The 20,477-nt window shown below is 66.1% G+C and carries 14 protein-coding genes; 7 read left to right on the top strand and 7 right to left on the bottom strand.

The window, feature by feature from the left end:
- The first annotated feature begins 200 nt into the window (after positions 1 to 200).
- The 4 genes from AB6730_RS10405 to AB6730_RS10390 all read left to right on the top strand — a co-directional run bounded on the left by AB6730_RS10405 (position 201) and on the right by AB6730_RS10390 (position 6,795).
- Positions 201 to 2,378, top strand: a complete 2,178-nt coding sequence (locus tag AB6730_RS10405) for a glycoside hydrolase family 3 N-terminal domain-containing protein (protein WP_371023539.1) — start codon at positions 201 to 203, stop codon at positions 2,376 to 2,378.
- 111 nt (positions 2,379 to 2,489) lie between these two features.
- Positions 2,490 to 4,187: an alpha/beta hydrolase gene (locus AB6730_RS10400; RefSeq protein ID WP_371023538.1), complete on the top strand. Its 1,698-nt coding sequence runs from the start codon at positions 2,490 to 2,492 to the stop codon at positions 4,185 to 4,187.
- 104 nt (positions 4,188 to 4,291) lie between these two features.
- Complete coding sequence (locus AB6730_RS10395) at positions 4,292 to 5,068, top strand: 3-hydroxybutyrate dehydrogenase (protein ID WP_371023537.1); 777 nt, start codon at positions 4,292 to 4,294, stop codon at positions 5,066 to 5,068.
- Between the two features lie 140 nt (positions 5,069 to 5,208).
- Entirely contained in the window at positions 5,209 to 6,795 is a 1,587-nt protein-coding gene (locus tag AB6730_RS10390) for an alpha/beta fold hydrolase (protein WP_371023536.1), read from the top strand.
- Between the two features lie 8 nt (positions 6,796 to 6,803).
- Here the strand turns inward: AB6730_RS10390 and AB6730_RS10385 are convergent, their stop codons facing one another.
- The 3 genes from AB6730_RS10385 to glnA all read right to left on the bottom strand — a co-directional run bounded on the left by AB6730_RS10385 (position 6,804) and on the right by glnA (position 10,444).
- Positions 6,804 to 7,991: an OprO/OprP family phosphate-selective porin gene (locus AB6730_RS10385; protein WP_371023535.1), complete on the bottom strand. Its 1,188-nt coding sequence runs from the start codon at positions 7,989 to 7,991 to the stop codon at positions 6,804 to 6,806.
- Between the two features lie 168 nt (positions 7,992 to 8,159).
- Positions 8,160 to 8,945, bottom strand: a complete 786-nt coding sequence (locus tag AB6730_RS10380; protein WP_371023534.1) for a glutaminyl-peptide cyclotransferase — start codon at positions 8,943 to 8,945, stop codon at positions 8,160 to 8,162.
- 86 nt (positions 8,946 to 9,031) lie between these two features.
- Positions 9,032 to 10,444 carry a type I glutamate--ammonia ligase gene (gene glnA, locus AB6730_RS10375; protein WP_306848445.1) on the bottom strand — a complete coding sequence of 471 codons (1,413 nt, stop codon included), beginning with the start codon at positions 10,442 to 10,444 and terminating at the stop codon, positions 9,032 to 9,034.
- 292 nt (positions 10,445 to 10,736) lie between these two features.
- Between glnA and acpA the strand changes: the two genes are divergently transcribed.
- The gene (gene acpA / locus AB6730_RS10370; RefSeq protein WP_371023533.1) at positions 10,737 to 12,419 is read left to right on the top strand and encodes an acid phosphatase; all 1,683 of its coding nucleotides are present in this window, start codon (positions 10,737 to 10,739) and stop codon (positions 12,417 to 12,419) included.
- Positions 12,420 to 12,429: 10 nt separating this feature from the next.
- On the opposite strand, the gene AB6730_RS10365 is transcribed toward acpA, so the two are convergent.
- From AB6730_RS10365 to AB6730_RS10355, 3 genes are read right to left on the bottom strand one after another with little or no spacing between them, the layout of a single operon-like run.
- On the bottom strand, positions 12,430 to 13,980 hold the full coding sequence (locus AB6730_RS10365) for a DHA2 family efflux MFS transporter permease subunit (protein ID WP_371023532.1): 1,551 nt from the start codon (positions 13,978 to 13,980) through the stop codon (positions 12,430 to 12,432).
- 3 nt (positions 13,981 to 13,983) lie between these two features.
- A complete protein-coding gene (locus tag AB6730_RS10360) occupies positions 13,984 to 15,273 on the bottom strand; it encodes an efflux RND transporter periplasmic adaptor subunit (RefSeq protein WP_371023531.1) in 1,290 nt (429 codons plus the stop codon).
- A complete protein-coding gene (locus AB6730_RS10355; protein WP_371023530.1) occupies positions 15,270 to 16,787 on the bottom strand; it encodes an efflux transporter outer membrane subunit in 1,518 nt (505 codons plus the stop codon). The genes AB6730_RS10360 and AB6730_RS10355 overlap by 4 nt, the downstream gene beginning before the upstream one ends.
- A gap of 158 nt (positions 16,788 to 16,945) precedes the next feature.
- Here AB6730_RS10355 and AB6730_RS10350 point away from each other — a divergent pair, with 158 nt between their 5' ends.
- Both AB6730_RS10350 and AB6730_RS10345 read left to right on the top strand, forming a co-directional pair.
- Positions 16,946 to 17,740 carry an undecaprenyl-diphosphate phosphatase gene (locus AB6730_RS10350; RefSeq protein WP_371023529.1) on the top strand — a complete coding sequence of 265 codons (795 nt, stop codon included), beginning with the start codon at positions 16,946 to 16,948 and terminating at the stop codon, positions 17,738 to 17,740.
- Between the two features lie 20 nt (positions 17,741 to 17,760).
- Entirely contained in the window at positions 17,761 to 19,317 is a 1,557-nt protein-coding gene (locus tag AB6730_RS10345; RefSeq protein WP_371023528.1) for a winged helix-turn-helix domain-containing protein, read from the top strand.
- On the opposite strand, the gene AB6730_RS10340 is transcribed toward AB6730_RS10345, so the two are convergent.
- Positions 19,314 to 20,456: a serine hydrolase domain-containing protein gene (locus tag AB6730_RS10340; RefSeq protein WP_371023527.1), complete on the bottom strand. Its 1,143-nt coding sequence runs from the start codon at positions 20,454 to 20,456 to the stop codon at positions 19,314 to 19,316. The genes AB6730_RS10345 and AB6730_RS10340 overlap by 4 nt on opposite strands.
- Positions 20,457 to 20,477: the final 21 nt, after the last annotated feature.

Raw genomic sequence — 20,477 nt, 5'->3', positions numbered from 1 at the left:
GGCGTCGCGGGCGAAGCGTCCTCCCTGGTCCCGCGATCGGCCCGGAGGCACCCTTCACATATGTAAAGGCATTGTGTCCCAACGACGTAATCGTTTACATGTAACATCATTTACGTGCCCACTTCGTCGTCCGATGCCAGTATCCTTGCCCGCCTGACGTGCCTCCGTTCGCCGTCGCTCCGTCCCCCAAGGCCTCGCCCATGAACCGTAACCCCCGCATCGAAGACCTGATCGCCCGCATGACCCTCGAAGAGAAGGTCGGCCAGTTGGGCGTGTTCGCCGATGCCGTGCGCCCCTTCGCACCCGATATCAATCCGGAGACCAATGCCCGCGGCGCCGCCGAGGTGCTCGAGCAGGTCCGTGCCGGAAGGGTCGGCGCGTTGTTCAACGGGGTGGGTGCCGCGGAAGGCCGGGAGGCCCAACGTGTCGCCGTGGAGGAAAGCCGCCTTGGAATTCCGCTGCTGTTCGGAGCGGATGTGATCCACGGCATGCGCACCGTCTTTCCGATCCCGCTCGGTGAAGCGGCCAGTTTCGAACCGGGCCTCGCCGAGCGCACGGCGCGTGCCACCGCCGTGGAAGCCACCGCGGCGGGTGTCCACTGGACGTTCGCACCGGCGGTGGACATCGCACGTGACCAGCGATGGGGCCGCGTGGCCGAAGGTGCCGGTGAAGACGTGGTGCTGGGCTCCGCGTTCGCCGCGGCGCGCGTGCGTGGCTTCCAGGGCCCGGACCTGACGGCCGACGATGCCCTCCTCGCCACGCCGAAGCATTTCGCCGCCTATGGCGCCGTCGCCGGCGGCATGGAATACAACGCCGTCGACATCGCGCCGCAGACACTCCGCGACGTGCACCTGCCGCCCTTCAAGGCGGCAATGGACGCAGGTGCGCTCACCTTCATGAGCGCGTTCAACGACATCAACGGCGTGCCGGCGTCGGCCAACCGCGAACTGATGACGGACATCCTGCGCGGCGAATGGGGCTTCGAAGGCCTCGTCGTCTCCGATTACACCGCCGATATGGAATTGATCGCACACGGCTTCGCGGACGACGAACGCGACGCGGCGCGCCTGGCGTTCCTCGCCGGCGTGGACATGAGCATGCAGAGCGGCTTCTACGCCGCGCACCTGGCCGACCTCGTCGAGAAAGGCGACGTGCCGTTGGAGGTGCTCGACGAAGGCGTGCGTCGCGTGCTCTCGGTGAAGCAGGCCATCGGCCTGCTCGACAACCCATACCGTTCGCTCGATCCCGCCGTCGAGGCGGATACATCGCCGAATGCCGCCCACGCTGCGCTCGCACGCGATGCATCGCGTCGTTCCATCGTCATGCTCAAGAACGACGGCGTGCTGCCGCTGCGCAAGTCCGGACAGAAGATCGCACTGATCGGCCCGTTCGCGGCCGATGTCGACAACCTCGAAGGATGCTGGACCTTGTTCGGCGACAAGCGGCGCCACGTCGACATCGAGACCGGATTGCGCGACGCCCTGGCGGACGCGAGCTCGCTCGACGTCGTCGCCGGCTGCGGCATCGAAGAGCCCATCCAGGGTGGCATCGAGGCCGCCGTGGCCGCCGCGAAACAGGCGGACGTGGTGCTGCTCGCCATTGGTGAGCCGCAGAATTATTCCGGCGAAGCGCAGTCGCGCACGCAGATCGTGGTCCCTCCCGCGCAACAGGCGCTGGCCGAAGCCGTGGCGGCGACGGGCACGCCGGTCGTGGTGCTTCTGAAGAACGGCCGGGCACTGGCGCTCACCGGCGCCATACGCGAGGCGAATGCGATCCTCGTCACCTGGTTCCTCGGTAGCCAGACAGGCCCCGCGATCGCCGATGTGGTCTTCGGCGACTACAACCCCTCGGGGCGCCTGCCCGTGAGTTTCCCGCAGGATGCCGGACAGCAGCCCTATTTCTACAACCACCTTCGCACGGGGCGCCCGGAGTTGGCCGACCAGCCACCGGCGTTCAAGTCGCGCTATCGCGAAGTCACCTTCGACGCGTTGTACCCCTTCGGACACGGGCTCAGCTACACGAGCTTCGAGTACAGCCTTCCCCAGGTGAAGTCGACGGTGGGCTGGGATGAAACCATCGTCGTATCGGCCACCGTGACCAACACCGGGAAGGTCGCCGGTGAAGAGGTGGTGCAGCTGTATGTCCACGATCGCGTGGCCAGCCGCGTGCGGCCGGTGCGCGAATTGAAGGCCTTCCGCAAGATCATGCTCGCCCCTGGCGCGTCGGAGGAAGTGTCCTTCGAATTGACCCGCAAGGATCTCGCGTTCACCCATCGCGACGGCACCACGTTCGAAGCGGAACCCGGCGACTTCCAGGTGTGGATCTCGGGTTCGTCGGCGGCGGGTGTACCTGCGACGTTCGTGCTGTTGGGCCAATGACGGGGTAGCCTTGCGTTCGAAGGGCAGGAAGCCTACATAGCTGCCCTCTTCGCCCGCTCCCGGGCACTGCCTGCCTCGTCATAGCGTACGCGTCCCATGAAGGAGCGTACGATGAAACGACAACGTCGGATCTCGCGCCATGCGGCTGCACGCCGTGTGTGCATAACCCTGTGCATGGCGCTCGCGCCCACGCTCGGCATCGCCCAGGTACCCCCCATGCAGCCCGGCGTGGCACCGATCACCTGGCGTCCCTGCACGCCGGACCTGGTAAACGACAGCTGGGCCGCCGCCTTGGGGGAACGGCTGGAATGCGGAAGCATGCTGGCTACACCCGACGAGGATGTCACCGGGAAACGCCCGGTCACCGTCGGCCTCGTTCGACACAAGGCGGGACGACCCGAGAAACGAGAAGGGGCCATTTTCTTCAATTTCGGAGGTCCCGGTGCCAATCCGCTGGATTTCCTGCCGCCTATCGCCCACCTCTGGGCCTCGCGCTCCATCGACCATCCATTGGATGGCGACAAGCGGCGCCTGGCCGACCGCTTCGATCTCGTCGCGGTGATTCCGCGAGGATTGCGTGGAGGAACCCTGTTTACATGCGGAACCTACCCGGCGTTCCTCACCACGCATGACCCGACGGTCTACCTGGCCGACTGGAACTGGGTCGGCTTCGTTCAATCCGCCAGGATGTATGCGGATACCTGCGGCGAGCATCCGCTGCATTCGCATGTGGGCACCCTGCAGCATGTCGTCGACATCGAACATGCCCGGCGCGCACTGGACGAGCCCGTGATGCACTTCGTCGGCATTTCCTACGGCTCCTGGGTGGGTGCCTTCTATGCGTCGATGTATCCGCAGCACAGTGGCCGCATCCTGCTGGATTCCGTCATGAACTACGCCGGGACGTTCGAACAGCAGCTCACGGATTCTCCCGAGGAGCGCCAGGCGCTGTTCGCACGAAACGCCCTGCGGCCAGCCCTGGCCCAACCCGATGTGTACGGCATCGGCACCGATCCCCGGGTAGCGATGTCCCGCTTTCGCGACATGCCATCCCGGGCACTCTCGGCATGGGCCCAAGGGATAAACACGCCCTACCAATTGGCCGCGGCGCTGACCCTCGCGGACTGGGTACGGGGCGATATGCAGATATCCAGCGATCGTCTCGTGACGCGCTTATGGAATCACATCTTCAGTCCGGATACCCAAGCGAACGACGCGATCAAGGCGGCGGCCACGGAACTCGTCTCCCTGCTGGACATACCGGTCGATCCGTCACTGGATGGCCTGGTCGATCATTCCGTATACACCGCCGTGATTTGCGGCGACACGTCATGGCGGAACGACCTCAAGGCCTGGCGCTCACTGGTCAGCCGGATAGGAAAGAACTATCCGGCCGCCGGCGGCGAAGCGGTCATCATCGGCCTGATCTGCTCGCACTGGCCCTCGGCGCCACGGTGGAGACCCGCGTTGACGGAACTGGCGAAGGCCCCGCCCGTGCTGATGATTCAATCCGAGTTCGATCCGGCAACACCGTTCACGGGTGCCATGAAGGCGTTCGACGCATCACCCGATGCGTACATGGTCCTGGCGCGCGGCTCGGACATGCACGGGTTGTTCGGCCAATCGGCGACGCCATGCGTCGAACGTGCCGCCGGTCGTTTCCTCCTCACCGGCCAACTGCCGGCCTCACACCTGTCGGGCTGCGACTTCGTCGCACCACCCACGCGGCGGGAAGTCCGCGAAGCAAGCGACGCACCGACGGAAAGCGATGTTCGCGACGAACTGCGGCGTCTGTATCGGGCCATTTGACGGTAACGGCGCATCCTCCCCGGGCCACCACGTACCTTGGTACGATGCGCCCGCCTGTCGGCGGCGCGCATAATCCGGGCGACATCAGCCATGGGAATGCACGCATGAACGACCTGACCGGCAAGGTCGCCCTCGTCACGGGCGCCGCCAGCGGCATAGGCCGCGCGATCGCCGTCGCCTACGCAGGCGCCGGCGCATCGGTCGCCATTGCCGACATCGCCCACGACAGGGCGATGCAGGTGGCTGCCGATATCGGTGGACGCGCCATCGGTATCGGCATGGACGTAACGGACGAAGCGCAGGTCGAGGACGGCTTCGCCCGTGTGGAACGTGAACTCGGGCCGGTGGATATCCTGGTGAGCAATGCCGGGGTGCAGGTCATCTCGCCACTGGTCGACCTCTCCTTCGCCGACTGGAAGCGCATGCTGGCCATCCACATGGACGGAGCATTCCTCACCAGCCGCGCGGCCATGCGCCAGATGGTGGCCTCCGGCCGCGGCGGATCGGTGATCCTGATGGGATCGGCGCATTCGCACGTCGCCTCGAAATTCAAGGCACCGTATGTCGCGGCGAAGCACGGCTTGCTCGGCCTTGCCCGGGTGATCGCCAAGGAGGGTGCCGCCGACGGCATCCGATCCAACGTGATATGCCCGGGATTCGTGCGAACGCCGCTGGTCGAAAAACAGATTCCCGAGCAGGCGCGCGAATTGGGTATCTCCGAGGAGGAAGTCGTCCGCGACGTGATGCTGCGCGATACCGTCGATGGCGAATTCACCACGCTCGAAGATATCGCTGAAGCCGCCCTGTTCCTCGCGGGTTTCGGGTCGAAAGCCCTGACCGGACAATCGCTCGTGGTGACGCATGGCTGGCATATGCATTGACGGAAACCCGCCTTCCCGCCGAATGCATAACCCTTGCTCGATGTCCCATCTTTCGCCGACGCAACACTGGCGGTTATCCGCTACCGGTCCTCGGCGGCAGCCCCTAATTTTGTCGGCCGCCCCGATCGATAGGAACGTCGATGAAACCTGCCTCGCTTGGCCTGCTCGCCGCAGCCCTCGCCACCTCTCTCCCCGCCACGGCGGAATCCGCCGCTCCACTTGCATGGACATCCTGCGACAGCGTGCCTGCGGTGGCGACCAACGTCGCGGCTCGCATGGAATGCTCACGCCTGGCCGTGCCGCGTGACTACGCCAACCCCGCCGCGGGCACCCTGAACCTGGATGTGGTCCGAGTGAGAGCCGCTGCTGAACGTGGCGCGCGCCACGACGGCACCTTGCTCCTGGAGCCGGATGAATTCACGGGTTCCCTGGACCAATCCATCGCGGCGATGGCATCGCGATGGCTGGAAGGCGACGAGAACTGGCGCGACGTCGCCAATCGCCTCGATCTGGTCGGCCTCGCACCGCGCCTGATGGATGAAGCGAGCGGATACGACTGCCTGTCGGCGACCTCGCGGCTTCCCCGCCACGCTTCACTGGGTGCCGACACGACCGACGCCAATTTCGTGGACGCCGAAAATCTCGCGCTGGCCGTAGGCACGGCATGCCAGAACGACCCGATGCATGCGCATATCGGCATGCCGCCGCGCGTGGAGGACATCGACATGCTGCGCGGCGCCCTCGGCCAGTCCAGGCTGCACATCCTCGGCACCGGCTACGGCGGCTGGGTGGCGACGTATTACGCCGAACGCTACCCGCGGAACGTCGGTCGCCTGCTGCTCGATAGCACGTGGGATGCGGACGGCTCCCTCTCCGAAGCGATGGAAGCACGTATCGCCGAACGCGGGCGGACGATTCGCCGGGCCGTCTCGGCCCTGGTTGAAGCTTCCGGTCGTTATGGCTGGGGAAACGATGCCAACGACATCCATCGGCGTCTCGGCATGCTTCCCGCTTCGGCACATGCCGTTTGGATGCGCCACGTGCATGGCGAACACGAACTATCGGCCGCGCTCGCGATGGGACGCCTTCTGGAGCGTGATTCCACGCTTTCGACAAGCGCGCTTCGCGGCTCCTTTGCAACGATACGATTCGCGGTCGACGCCAAGGACGACGGCGCCATCCGTGCCGCGGCGGAACGGCTGCTCGATCGGCTCGATGTCGAAGCCAATGGCGACCTTTATGGTTTCGGCCCCCGCGCCGACGGCATCCCGCCCGCGGTCGTGGCCAGCGCCTTCGCAGCGCGTTGCAACGACGGTTCGTGGGGCACGCGTCGCCGATACTGGCGTGATCGCACACTCGAGTTGGGAGAAGCATGGCCCGCCGGGGTCGGTAACGATACCTTCCAGGGCATGGTCTGTAGCGAATGGCCAGGCGCCTTCGAGAAGATCACCTCGGCACCCGCGCTCCACGACGTGCCACGGTTCCTCATGGTGCATGCGGAATTCGATGACGAAGCGCCGTTGCGCAACGCGGCGATGATGCTCAACGCACATGCGAGCGCCACCATGGTCGTGGCGCGTGGCCTGCGTGCGCATGGCGTGGTCACGCGCACCGACCGTCCCTGCGTGTCGGCCGTGGCCGGCCGGTTCCTCGCGGACGGCGCCCTTCCAGCCGACAAGCTGACCAATTGCCGGTTACCCGCCGCCGCCGCGTTGCCTTCGCCCTGACGCGTCGGTCAGAACATCACCTGGGCACGCACCTCGACTATACGGGGATCGACGCGTACATCGCGTCGATCGCTGATCGCCCGGACATAGTTGCCCTGCAACTTGAGGTACTTCGTCAGGTACCAGTTCGCACCGAAGGTCCAGTCGTGTTCGGTGCCACCCAGCGTGGGACCATCGTCCAGGTCGAGCGTGCTGTAACGGAGCACGAATTCCAGCGCGCCCCAAGGACCCTTGGGCACCACGTCGGAAACATTGCCCGCGCTGTACGAGCGCGACTCGCCGGTCGCCACCCAACTGCCGAAGGTGTACCAGCCATGCGCCTTGTAGGCGGGCTTGTTCTCCAGCTTTACCCTGGCATCCAGGTATTCGCCCTGCACCGACCATGGCCCGCCGATCCACAGTGCCTCGAGCCCGCGGCGATCCACGTGCTCGGCCACGCTCAGCGCCCCGGAGTCGATCAGGCGTTGGGTGATGAGCCCTGCTTCCGGCAACGCCCGCAAGCGCACGCTCGGTGGCGTATAGCGGCCACGGCCGTCGGTCGTTCCATAGGGCGTTTCACGCGACAACGATCCGCCGATATGCAGGACGTTGCCCGGCGTGTTCAGCGGCGTCCACGCTGCGCGGCCAGCCACCATGTGGCCGTCCAGGTCACCCTGGAGGTTGCCACCGTTGTAGTAGCCCAGTTGCACGAGATAGGCCTTGCGCGCAAGCGCCCAGTCGATACCCAGGCGGCGATTCGCATAGATGGCCTGCATCGGAAGCGAGGTTTCCAGGAAGGACGTGCTGCCCGTGCTGGTATTGCCCTCGAAGCCGACGGGCGTCTTCATGAAACCGATGCGAACCGCGCCGGCATCGCTACCCAGCACGGCCTTGGTCTGCAGGCGGAAGAACACGTCCAGCCAGGTCTTGGCCTGGAAATCGAATACCGCCGTGGCGTCGTACACGCCCTTCTTGCGGACGAAGAAGCCGAATTCCTTGCGGCGGTTGGTCTGCGCGTCCTCGTAGATGCCCTCGTCGTGCGAGAAGCGGGCGAGGTCGTACTGGTATTTCACCGTCAAGCCCACATCGGTGCCGTCGGCGAACACGTAATGGGTCGGCCAGTTGGTGCGCCAGTCGTAATCGTTGCGTGTGGCGTCGGCCGCCTCCGCAAGCACGGGAGCGATCAGCGCCACGGCGCCGAGGATGAACTTCTTCAAGCGGGTACCCCTTCCAAGGCAGGCCGGCGGCACCGGCTTGCGATATGAACCTGACTATACAGCGGACATGAGAATCGACTCAACGCCGCCCATACATCATCGGCAGGGCGCGCCAAGGCTTGAAAAGGGCGTCTTCACATTCGTGGGTGGACGAGGCGCAGGCAGGCTCTACGGACGCTGTGGCTGGCGGGAAACCCGGATCTCGAACAAGGAGGGCCAGCGCTTGCCGGTCACGAACAGACGGTCGTGCGTGGCGTCGTAGGCGATGCCGTTAAGCACGTCATCACTGAGGTCGGCCAGGCGGGTCTTGTCCATCAGACCCTTCAGGTCGATCCAGCCGACGACGTGACCCGTGGCGGGGTCGATGCGGGCGATGCGGTCGGTCTGCCAGACATTGGCGTAGATCTCGCCCTTCACCCACTCCAGTTCATTGATGCTTCGCAGGGGAACGCCATCCGCTGTCACATCGATGGAGCCGGTGCGATCGAAATTGGCCGGATCGAGGACGCGAATGGTGGGCGTGCCGTCGCTCATGTAGATGTGCGTCGCGTCGCGGGTGAACGCCCAGCCTTCACCGGGATAACGGAAGGCGCCGAGCAACCGGAAGCTCGCCTTGTCGTAGACGAAGGCGATGCCTTCCTGCCAGGTCAGCTGTACCAGCTTCGTGCCCGCGGCGACGATGCCCTCGCCGAAATACCCCGGCGGCGTATCGAGCCGCTGCACGACCTCGCCCGTGGCCAGTTTCACCTTGCGCACGGTCGACGTGCCACGCTCGCCGGTGCTTTCGTACAGGTAGCCGTCTTCATAGAACAGGCCTTCGGTGAACGCCTGGGGATCGTGCGGATACGTGTGGACCACCTTGTAGCCATACACGGGGATGGTTCCGGCCGAGGCATGCGCGGCGAGGGAACCTGCGACCAGCGCGACGAAGGCGAGTATGGCGATCTTGTTCAAGGGAAGGACTTCCACGGCGGACGCCGCATCATAAGGAAAGGGGCGCCGAAGCGCCCCTTTCGATCACCGCGAGATCGATCGCAGGATCAGATCGCGTAATACATCTGGAACTCGAGCGGGTGCGTGCTCGCACGGTAGCGGGTCACTTCCTGCATCTTCAGCGCGATGTAGCCGTCGATGAAGTCGTCGGTGAACACGCCACCGGCCTTCAGGAACTCGCGATCCTTGTCGAGGGCGACCAGCGCCTCGTCGAGGCTGGCGCAGACCTGCGGGATGTTCTTCTCTTCTTCCGGCGGCAGGTCGTACAAATCCTTGTCGGCCGGTGCGCCCGGGTCGATCTTGTTCAGGATGCCATCGAGGCCGGCCATCATCAGCACGGTGAAGGTCAGATAGCCCGACTGCATCGGGTCCGGGAAGCGGATCTCGATACGGCGGCCCTTCGGGCTCGACACGTACGGGATACGGCAGGACGCCGAGCGGTTGCGTGCCGAATAGGCCAGCATCACCGGCGCTTCGAAGCCCGGGACCAGGCGCTTGTAGCTGTTCGTGGTGGAGTTGGCGAAGGCGTTGATCGCCTTGGCGTGCTTGAAGATGCCACCGATGTACCACAGCGCCGTCTGCGAGAGACCACCGTAAAGGTCGCCGGCGAACAGGTTCTCGCCGTTCTTCGACAACGACTGGTGCACGTGCATGCCCGAACCGTTGTCGCCGACGATCGGCTTCGGCATGAAGGTGACCGTCTTGCCGGCCTGATGGGCGACGTTCTTGATGACGTACTTCATCGTCATCAGTTCGTCGGCCTTCTTCACCAGGGTGTTGAAGCGGGTGCCGATCTCGCACTGGCCCGCGTTGGCCACTTCATGATGGTGCACTTCGACCACCTGGCCCAGCGATTCCAGCACCTTGCACATGTCGGCGCGCAGGTCACCCAGGCTGTCCACGGGGCTGACCGGGAAATAGCCGCCCTTCACGCCCGGGCGATGGCCGGTGTTGGTGCCGTCGTACTTGTAGCGCGACGACCAGGCGGCTTCTTCCGAACCGATCTCGTAGAACACGCGGCCCATGTCGTTCTGCCAGCGCACCGAGTCGAAGATGAAGAACTCGGGCTCCGGGCCGAAGAACGCCGTGTCGGCGATACCGGTGGACTTCAGGAAGGCTTCGGCGCGCTTGGCGATGGAACGCGGGTCGCGGCCGTAGGCCTGCATGGTGCTCGGCTCGAGCACGTCGCAATGCATGATCAGCTGCTTGTGCGCGCTGAACGGGTCGAGGTGCGCCGTTTCCGGGTCCGGCATGAGGACCATGTCCGACTCGTTGATGCCCTTCCAGCCGGCGATCGACGAACCGTCGAACATCTTGCCGTCTTCGAAGGTGCCCTCGTCGATGGCATGGGCAGGGAACGTGACGTGGTGGTGCTTGCCGAGGATGTCGGCGAAGCGCAGGTCGACGAACTCGATTTCCTCGTCCTGGATCAGGTTCAGCACTTTGGAAGCGGCGGACATACAAACCTCGAATGGGTATGGGCGGAGTGCATTTAGCAATCGCTGTGCCAGCGTTTCCGCCATCGACGGACCGGCCTGGGGCAAGCCTCGGCATCATAGAACGGGTCAACGGCTCGTGTGCAAATGCACCATATTGGTGCGTCAGTCCTTCGAATGCACCGTTCTGGCCGCCTTTCAGCGTTTTTCGCGAGACCGGCCGTCATCGTTTACCCTGCGTCGCGGCCTAGGCCGCTTCCCACCAGGCTGCTTCCCACCCCCAGGGCGGCGGCGCGATTTCATTTCGGGTAATGGCATGACGAACGAACACGATGACGACACTCCCGACACCGGGCGCCGCCGCCTGCTCGGGGGCATGGCCACCACGGGCGCGCTGCTTGCGCTGGGTGGATTGCAGGAGGCCGTCGCCGACGGCAAGAAGCCCGCGGCACGGCCGCCCGGCGGGAAGGATCTGGATACCCTGCTCGACAAGCACATCCAGAACGTCGTGGTGATCTATGCGGAAAATCGCAGTTTCAACAACCTGTTCGGCGATTACCCGGGGTTGCAGCAACCGCTGAGCGCGGTGCCGCCGGAACGCTACATCCAGCGCGATCGCGATGGCACGGTCTTCAAGACGCTTCCGCCGATCTGGGGCGGCATGGTGCCCCACGAGCAGGTCGTCGATCACAAGAGCTACAAGATCGTCGAAAAGGACATCGCCGGCCTGCCGAACGCGCCTTGGGCGCTGCACACGGGCGACGGCACGCCACTGCCGCATGGCCTCATCACGCGCGACCTCGTGCATGCCTTCTACAACAACCAGTTGCAGATCAACGGCGGCAAGAACGACGGCTTCGTCGCCTGGGGCGACAATGGCGCGCTCACCATGGGCTATTACGCCAGCACGCCGGTGCACCTGCGCCTCTGGCGCCTCGCCGAGCAGTTCACCCTCTGCGACAACTTCTTCATGGGCGCGTTCGGCGGCTCCTTCCTCAACCACCAGTATCTCGTGGCCGCGCAGCCGCCCTTCTATCCCGCCGCGGACAAGAGCCCGGCGCAGTTCAACATCGCGGTGACCGAAAGCGGGGATCCGAAGGATCACCGCCTGAAGATGGCGGAGGACTCACCGGCCAGCGCCATGCAGGGCAAGCCGAAGTTCGCCCACCACAATTCGCTGACGCCGGACTTCTGGGCCGTGAACACGATGGGCCCGCCCTATTCGCCCGGCTTCAACGTGGACCGCAAGAATCCACTGCTCGCCGATGCCACCAGCGCGAACACGCTGCCGCCGCAAACGCACAAGCACATCGGCGACCTCCTGTCCGACAAGGGAATCGACTGGGCCTGGTACGCCGGTGGCTTCCAGGCCGCGCTCGACGGCAAGGGCGACGGCACGGACGGCGGCTTCCCGCAGACGCCGAATTTCCAGGCCCACCACCAGCCGCTGAATTACTTCGTGTCGCTCGCTCCTGGCAGCGAGGCGCGCGAGCGGCACCTGCGTGACGGCGGCCTGGGCGAGACATCCGCGACCAATCGTTTCCTCGCCGACGTGGACTCGGGCAAGCTGCCGGCGGTGACGTTCTACAAGCCGCAAGGCAATCTCAACATGCACGCGGGCTATTCCGACGTGGAAGCCGGCGATCGCCACATCGCCAACGTCATCCACCACCTGCGCAAGAGCGCGCAGTGGAAGAACATGCTGGTCGTCGTCACCTTCGATGAGAACGGCGGCTGGTGGGACCACGTCGCGCCGCCCAAGGGCGACCGCTGGGGTCCGGGCTCGCGCATTCCCGCGCTGGTGATCTCGCCTTATGCGAAACGCGGTCACGTGGAACATACGGTCTACGACACAGGCTCCATCGCCCGCTTCATCACCCGCAGGTTCAAGCTGGAAACCCTGCCCGGTCTGAAGATGCGCGACGACGCGATGATCGCCGCCGGCGGACCCGCGCCCGGCGACCTGACCGAGACGCTCGACTTCAGCATCGAGGCATAGCGACCCCGCCTCAGTGTCCCGGCGTGCCGCCCGAGGCGAACGGCGGCTTCGCGAACCAGATCGCGATCATGGCCAAGCCGAACATCAGGCCGAAGACCCAGAAGACGTCGTTGACGGCGAGGGTCGCGGCCTGCATGTCCACGATCCGGTTCAAGGCCGCGTTCGCCGTGGGTCCCTGCACGCCGAAGGCCTGGAAACGATCGAGGTACTCGGTCGTTGTCCGGCTGCCTTCGGAGACGTTCTCGGCGAGCATGGCGTGATGGTAGGTCGTCCGGTGCGAATACATCGTCGTGCTGACGGCCGTCGCGATGCTGCCGGCCAGGGTGCGGAAGAAGTTCGAAAGGCCGGAGGCGCTGGCCACGCGCTCGTCGGGCAGTCCGGACAGGATGATCTGGTTCACCGGCACGAAGAACAACGCCACGCCCGCACCCATGCACATGCGTGGCAGCGCCAGCTCGCTGTAGGGCGCGTTGGTGCTCAGCGTGGACATGTAGAACGAGGCCCCGGCGAAGATGGCGAAGCCGACCGTGTTCAGCAGGCGCAGGTCGAACTTGTTCTGGAAAGCGCCCACCAGGGGTGACATGACGATCGCCAGCACGCCGATGGGCGCGACGACGAAGCCCGCCCACGTCGCCGTATAACCGAGCACCTCCTGTACCCACATCGGCATGACCACCGTGCCGCCGAAGAAGGCGAACATGCCCAGCGACAGGCACAGCACGCCCACGAGGAAGTTGCGCTTGCCCAGGAGGCGCAACTCCACCACCGGATTCTTGTGCATCAGCTCCCAGGCGACGAGGAAGGTCAGGCACACGAGCGACACGATCGCCAGCACGGTGATCGTCTTTGAGGTGAACCAGTCGTCGTCGTTGCCGTTGTCGAGCATGAACTGCAGGCAGCCCACGCCCACGGCAAGGAGGAACAGGCCCACCGCGTCGACCGGCATCTTCACGATCTTCGATTCGCGGTCGCGCAGGAGCGCGTACGTGACCACGATGGCGAACAGGCCCACGGGGATGTTGATGAAGAAGATCCACGACCAGTGGTAGTTGTCGGTGATCCAGCCGCCGAGGATGGGACCGAACACCGGCGCCACCACGACCGTCATCGCCCATAGCGCCAGCGCGATCGGGCGTTTGGCCACCGGGTAGTTGTTGAGCAACAGGGTCTGCGACAACGGCACCATCGGCCCCGATACGGCGCCCTGGCACAGGCGGAACACGATGAGCATCGGCATGCTCTGCGAGAACCCGCACAGGGCCGAGAACACCACGAACAAGGTCACCGAGATGGCGAAGGTACGCACTTCGCCGAAACGCCGCGCGATCCAGCCGGTCAGCGGTTGCATCACCGCACTCGCCATGGAATACGCGCTGATCGCCATCGTACCCTCGTTGCTGCTGACACCGAGGTTGCCGGCGATGGTCCGCACCGACACGTTGACGATGGAGATGTCGAGCACCTCCATGAAGGTGGCGAAAGCAACACCCGCCGTCAGGAGCGCCAGCTGCGCGCCGCGCAGCGGTGGCCTCGACTGGCCTTTCTCGTTCGGTGCCGCCATGACTCAACCGCCGCGCCTTGCCGCCGCCACCGGCTTCGGCACCGCATCGACGGTGTTGGCACGGATGATTTCCTGCGCGCGTTCGTCGGCGCGGTCCATCTCCTGCTCGTATACGTTGGTGCTGGCCAGTGGTTTGTCGCGTGGTGTTTCCGCCAGCACGCGGCCGTTGCGATCGTGCGTGTCCACGTTCACATAGGTCGACAAGCCGATGCGCAAGGGATGCCTATGCAGGTCGTCGGCGTTGATCGCCACGCGTACCGGCAGGCGCTGCACCACCTTGATCCAGTTACCCGTGGCGTTCTCGGCGGGCAGCAACGAAAAGGCGCTGCCCGTACCCGCGTTGAGACCCACCACCGTGCCGCGGTATTCGACATCCGAGTACATGTCCGTCGTGATCTTCACCGGCTGCCCGATACGGATGTGTTCCAGCTGGGTTTCCTTGAAGTTCGCATCCACCCAGAGATCGGACAGGGGAACCACCGTGAGCAAGTCCTGTCCCGGCTGGATGCGTTGGCCCACTTGCACCTGGCGCCGCGCCGCATAGCCTTCGATGGGCGAGACGATCGCGTTGCGCCCGTTGTTCACCCAGGCGTTGCGGAACTGCGCGCGCGCCTGGATCACCGCGGGAAAATCCTCCACCGTGGTGCCGTCGACTTGCGCATGGGCGGCGGCGGCCTCGCGTTCCGCGGCCTGCAAGGCGGCCAGCGCCTGCTGCATCTGCCGCTTGCCTGTGTCCACTTCTTCCGCAGATACCGCCCGCCGCTCCAACAGGGGATGACGACGGTTATATTCGTCGCGCGCCTGCTCGTACTGCGCGCGACGCTGGGGGATCGCGGCGTCGGCCTGGTTCGCCTGCTGCATGCGCGCCTGTGCTTCGCGCACGGCCTGGGCGAGCTGCCCCTCCGCGTTCATCAGGGCGACGCGGGCATCGACCGGATCGAGTTTCACCAACACCTGGCCCTGATGGACGCGGTCGGTCTCCTCGACGGCCACTTCGACCACGGTGCCCGCGATCCGCGACGAGATCGTCACCATGTCGCCTTTCACGTAGGCATCGTCGGTGGTTTCCCGCTGCGAGAAGACGAAGATGTAGAGCAGCAGCCAGGCGAGGCCGGCAAGGACGAAGACGGCCGCGATGGCGGAGAGGATGATCACCTTCTTGCGCCGGGCCTTCGGGTCCTCCTTCTTTCCATCCTTTTTTTCGTTCGTCTTTTCGTCCTTGTTCTCGTCCTTCGTGCGCTGTTCTTCGTCGCGCCGCTCTTCATCACGGCGTTCGTCTTTCTCTGGAGTCATCGCGTTGAATCCTTTCCGGCGGCGGTGGCCGGAAGATCGGGCAGGTCGTCGACGTGGTATCCGCCGCCGAGCGCGTGGATGAGCGAGAGGTTGGCCGATAGCAGCTGGCTGGCGAGTTGCAGGCGCGCGTCGCGCTGCTGGTCCAGTTGCATGTCGGCGTTGAGCCAGGTGCGGTCGTCGATCAGGCCCTTCGAGCGGCGGTCGGCGGCCTTGGCCTTCTGTGCCGCCGTCGCCTCGTACTGGCGGTCCACTTGCACGCGCTGGTCGTCGAGTGTCCGCAGCGTGGCGACGCCTTGCGCGATGTCGCCGGCCGCCTGCACCACGGCGCCGTCATATCGGGCGACGGCGCTATCCAGCTGTGCTTGCGCGCTCTCGTACTGCGCACGCAGGCGTCCGCCGCTGAAGATCGGCAACTGCACGCTGGCACCGATGTTACCGAGGGTCAGGTCGGTGCGCGTACCGGAACCCAGGTCCGGGTAGGTGCGAAGGAAGGCGCCGAGGGCCATCAAGCTCACGTCCAGGTAGTAGGCCTTGCGGGCCTGGTCGATGTTTTTCGACGAGGCCTCGATCTGCCAGCGCGCGGCGGCGATGTCGGGTCGCCGCGCCAGCAGGCCGAGCCGTGCGTCGGACGGAAGGCGAGTGTCGGGCGTGGGCAGCGGCGCAGGCGTCAACGTGCCCAGCTCGTCCGGCGACACGCCGACAAGCGCGGCCAGCTGCACCCGGTCGAGGTTCGCGGCACCTTCCCGTTGCGCTTCCGAGCGGCGCAATTGGGCGAGTTGCGCATCGGCCTGGTCGAGTGCCGAGGGATCGTCGAGGCCGCTTCGCACGCGCAGCGCGACCAGTTCGCGGTACTGCGCCGAACTCGACGAAGCGTGACGGGCGATCTCGAGTCTTGCCTGCTGCGCCTGCCAATCGAAATAAGTGTTCACCACGTTGTATTGAAGCGACGTGGCCGCCGACGCGCGCTCCGCTTCGGCGGCGCGGGCTTGCCCGACGGCCGCGGCCACGGCGTCTTTTTGCTTGCCCCAGAGGTCCAGGTCCCACGTCGCCAGCGCACCGGCCACGCCGCTGTTGCTCCAGCTGTGTCCGGGATTGAGCTGGAAGCGCTGCGCGCTGCCCGCGGCACCCGGCGTCTCGCCACGCACGGCGACGTCGCTATAGCCATGTGTACCGTCCAGCAGGCCACGCACCTGCGGGTTCAGCTCGGCCCTGGCCGAATCGACGGCACGCAGCGCCGCGCGGTAGCGCGCCTCGGCCTGCTCCATGTCCGGCGAACCGCGCATGGCGAGGTCGACGATGCGATCGAGTTGCGCATCGCCGTAACGCTTCCACCATTCGGCGCGCGGCCAGCCCGCCTGCGACGTGGGCAAACCGGCGAGCGGCACCTCGTCGCGCGGTACGAAAGCCGGGGGCCGCACCGGGGGAGCGCAGCCGGTAAGCGCCAGCAGCGCGACGATGACGGCGACGCGCAAGCCGCCGTGGGGACGGCGCGTCCGTTGGGTGAATGACGCCATGGCAGGTCCGTATCGGAAGTTCTTGCGACCGGGCGGCCACGCGGGGTCGCCCGCCATGCGTCACCGAACATATCAGCGCCCCGCGTGGGCACCGCGTGACGGGACGGGGTGACCTGCGGCTAAGCTATGGGGCCGTCCCCCATCGGAAAGTCCCCGACGTGAACGACCTGATCAGCGCCATCCTCCTCGGCATCGTCGAGGGGATCACCGAATTCCTGCCCATCTCCAGCACAGGCCACCTGCTTATCGCCGAGCGTTGGCTCGGCGCCCGCTCGGACCTGTTCAACGTGGCGATCCAGGCCGGCGCGATCCTCGCCGTCACCTTCATCTACTGGCGAACGCTGTGGAGTCTCGCCATGAACTGGCGCAGGCCAGAGACGCGCGACTACGTGCTGAAACTGCTGGTCGCCTTCCTGATCACCGCGGCGCTCGGCCTCGTCGTGGCCAAGCTCGGCTTCAAGCTGCCTGAAACCGTGACGCCCATCGCCTGGGCGCTCATCATCGGCGGCATCTGGATGATGGCCGCCGAAAAGCTCGCCGCGCAGCGGCCCGAGCGCGCCTTCATCACCTGGAAGGTGGCGATCCTCGTCGGTCTGGCGCAGATCGTCGCCGGGATCTTTCCCGGGACATCCCGCTCGGCGGCGACGATCTTCATCGCCATGCTCGCCGGTACGAACAACCGCGCCGCGGCGACGGAGTTCGCGTTCCTCGTCGGCATCCCCACGATGTACGCCGCGACCGGCTACGAACTGCTGAAGACCTTCCAGCACGGCGGTGCCGCCGGTGAGGACTGGACCGGCCTGGGCGTGGCGTTCGTCGTATCCACCATCGTCGCCTTCGTGGCGGTGAAATGGCTGCTCGGCTACATCCGCTCGCACCGGTTCACGGCGTTCGCGATTTATCGCATCGCGCTGGGCATCGCGCTGTTGCTGTTCCTGCCCGCCGGCGGCTGAAACCCACGACAGCCGCGCACATGGACAAGGTGACCCGCTACCGCTTGCTCGACCTCACGATCGACCTCGCCCGGCAGCGGGTCGAACGCGGTGGCACGCCGCTCGACGTGGCGGGGCTGAGCTTCCAGTTGCTCGCCTGCCTGGTCGAGCGTGGCGACCGCGTGGTGGGCTTCGACGAGCTGATGTCGGAAGTCTGGGCACCCGCGGTGGTGAACGAGGAAACCGTGACCCAGCGCGTGCGCCTGCTTCGCCAGGCGCTGGGTGACGACGCTCGCCAGCCCCGCTACATCCGTACCGTGCGCAGCCGTGGTTACCAGCTGGGTGCGCCGCCGGAACCGCTCACCGAGACCGCGCGACGCCGGCGCACGCTATGGCCGGCGGTCGCCGCCGTCGGCATCCTCGCCGCGACGTCCGTCGGCGTGGGCTTCCTCGCCCGCGAACAGAAACCCATGGCCGGTGCGCAACGCGAGGTATTGGATCGCGCGCGCTGGTACGCCGCCATGGGCCAGCGCGACAACAACGAACGCGCCCTCGACCTCTACGATCGCGCCCTGCGTGAAGCGCCGGACGACGTGGAAGCATTGTCGGGCGCCAGCCGTGCGCGCTCGGCGCGCCGTTGCCTGTACAACGCGGGGCCGGCGGAAGCGCGCGATGCGCTGCGGCTCGCCACGCGCGCCGTCGCCGTGCGCCCCGACAGCGCCACGGCGTGGTCCGCGCTCGGCTACGCACGCGACTGCCTCGGCGACATTCCCGGCGCCATCGCCGGCTACGAGCGCGCGGTGCGCCTCGATCCCACCGACGACGCGAGCCGCGCCTCCGCCGCCTACCTCTACCAGGAACAAGGCCGCCTGGCCGATGCCCTGCATGCGAACCTCGACATGCGCGGAGACCCTTCCCGTGTGCGATTCCGTGACGTGCAACTGGCCCGCGAATACGAGTTGCTCGGTTTCGACAGCGTTGCGGAGACCCGCTACAAGCGTCTCTTCGACCTCGCGCCGGATAACGTCTTCGGCAACATCGGCTGGCCCGCCTTCCTGTTCGCCCATGGGCGTTTCGAGGAAGCACGCGGCGCGCTGGCGCAGGCACGCGCGCGCGGCACTTCGCGTGCCGAACTGGCCCAGCTGGACGGTGAATTGGCTTTGCGCCGCGGCGATCGCACGGCCGCCGCCAACGCGTTCGCCGAAGCGAGGGCGCTGCGACCCGACGCCTCCTTGCCCGCCACGCTGGCGGTGCTGCATGGCGTGGCGCCGGTCGATCCGGCATGGCTGACACAGCGCATCGCGGCTACCCGCGCATCGCTGGCGGGAGACCCCTGGCCGGCGAGCCGGCTCGAACTCGCCCTGTTGTTGCACGCCGCGGGCGATCGCCGAGGTGCGACCGCCGCCCTCGCCGATGCCGTGGACAAGGGCTGGCGCGATGCCGGCTACCTGCGCGCATCGCCGCTGTTCTCGCCGCTGGCAGGTGATCCGGGTTTCGAAGCGGTGCTCGATACCATCGCACGACATGTCGCCGCCGACCGGGATCGGGTGCTCCAGGCGCCCTGGTGCCCGCCCGACCTCGGCGCAGGCCGCCGCTAAGGCAACGCCTTCAGCACGATGTCGCGGAAAATCGCCTGCGATTGGGCATGTCCGTAGCCCTGGTTGTAGGCCTGGCTGGTGATCACCGTGACCAGCCCACGTTCGGGCAGCACGAAGACATAGTTGCCGCCGTTGCCACCCATCGCCCACACCTTCGTCTCCACGCCGCCGATCGGAAAGCGGAACTGCCACCACAGGTAACCGTAATCGGCGTCGTCGCGTGCCTGGGCGTGCGGCGTCAACATCCTGGTGACCCAGGCAGCCGGCAGCACCGCCTTCCCCTGCCAACGTCCCGCGTCCGCGGCAAGCTGGCCGAGCTTCGCCAGATCGCGCGAGCGGTAGCGCGTTCCGCCGCCGCCCATGCCGATGCCCTCGGCGGACACGTTCCATTTCACCTGCGAGATGCCCAGCGGCACTTCCAACGCCTCATGCGCGAAAGACGCCAGCGGCTGCTTCGTCGCCCGCTCGACCACGGCTCCCGCGACGAACGCCCCCGCCGTGCAATAGGAGAACGTACGGCCATAGGGGGAGTCCTTGGGCCGGCTCACCCACGGCGCGTACCCGCGAACCGGCAAGTTGAGCGCGAAGTCCAGCCAGTGCTCGGACACGTACATGCGCTCTTCGTTGCCCGTGGAGAACGCATTGTCGTCGTCGCACTCCCAGATCGAACTCATCGTCAGCAGGTCTTCGAGCGTGATCGCTTCACGGCGGGGGTCCGGACGCTCGAGGTGGACATCGGGAAAGAACGCGTACACCGGCGCCGTCACATCGCGGATCGCGCCGCGCTGGATGGCGGCCCCGACGAGCATGGCGGTCAGGCTCTTGGTCGCCGAGCGGACGTCGTTCAGCAGGTCGGCGGACCCGCCATTGAAGTAATGCTCGTAGACCAGGCGGCCGTGGTCGGCGACGAGCACGCTGGTGATCTTCTTGTACGTCCCGTCGGCGATCTTGTCCTCGACGGTGGCGAGGGTGGCGGTCTTCCAGCCGAGCGTGCCGGCGTCGGCCGTGGGCCAGCCGTCGTTCGCCTGCTTCGGTGGCTGATACTGACCCGCGCTGGCGGGAAAGGCGATGGCGAGCGCCAGCGCCGCAACGACGCGGCGCATGGCGGGGAAGGACGGACGAGTAGTGGTGCGGCGCATGGTCGGGACTCCCTTGGTGGA

The organism is Luteibacter sp. RCC_6_2, from assembly GCF_041360655.1.
GTDB lineage: Bacteria > Pseudomonadota > Gammaproteobacteria > Xanthomonadales > Rhodanobacteraceae > Luteibacter.
Note: the sequence above shows the minus strand (reverse complement) of the source record. Positions and strands in the feature narration are given on the sequence as shown.

Coding starts and splice junctions, on each gene's coding strand:
- AB6730_RS10405 (WP_371023539.1), top strand. CDS start 201: ATGAACCGTAACCCCCGCATCGAAGACCTGATCGCCCGCATGACCCTC.
- AB6730_RS10340 (WP_371023527.1), bottom strand. CDS start 20,456: ATGCGCCGCACCACTACTCGTCCGTCCTTCCCCGCCATGCGCCGCGTC.
- AB6730_RS10390 (WP_371023536.1), top strand. CDS start 5,209: ATGAAACCTGCCTCGCTTGGCCTGCTCGCCGCAGCCCTCGCCACCTCT.
- AB6730_RS10365 (WP_371023532.1), bottom strand. CDS start 13,980: ATGGCGGCACCGAACGAGAAAGGCCAGTCGAGGCCACCGCTGCGCGGC.
- AB6730_RS10400 (WP_371023538.1), top strand. CDS start 2,490: ATGAAACGACAACGTCGGATCTCGCGCCATGCGGCTGCACGCCGTGTG.
- AB6730_RS10355 (WP_371023530.1), bottom strand. CDS start 16,787: ATGGCGTCATTCACCCAACGGACGCGCCGTCCCCACGGCGGCTTGCGC.
- acpA (WP_371023533.1), top strand. CDS start 10,737: ATGACGAACGAACACGATGACGACACTCCCGACACCGGGCGCCGCCGC.
- AB6730_RS10360 (WP_371023531.1), bottom strand. CDS start 15,273: ATGACTCCAGAGAAAGACGAACGCCGTGATGAAGAGCGGCGCGACGAA.
- glnA (WP_306848445.1), bottom strand. CDS start 10,444: ATGTCCGCCGCTTCCAAAGTGCTGAACCTGATCCAGGACGAGGAAATC.
- AB6730_RS10345 (WP_371023528.1), top strand. CDS start 17,761: ATGGACAAGGTGACCCGCTACCGCTTGCTCGACCTCACGATCGACCTC.
- AB6730_RS10395 (WP_371023537.1), top strand. CDS start 4,292: ATGAACGACCTGACCGGCAAGGTCGCCCTCGTCACGGGCGCCGCCAGC.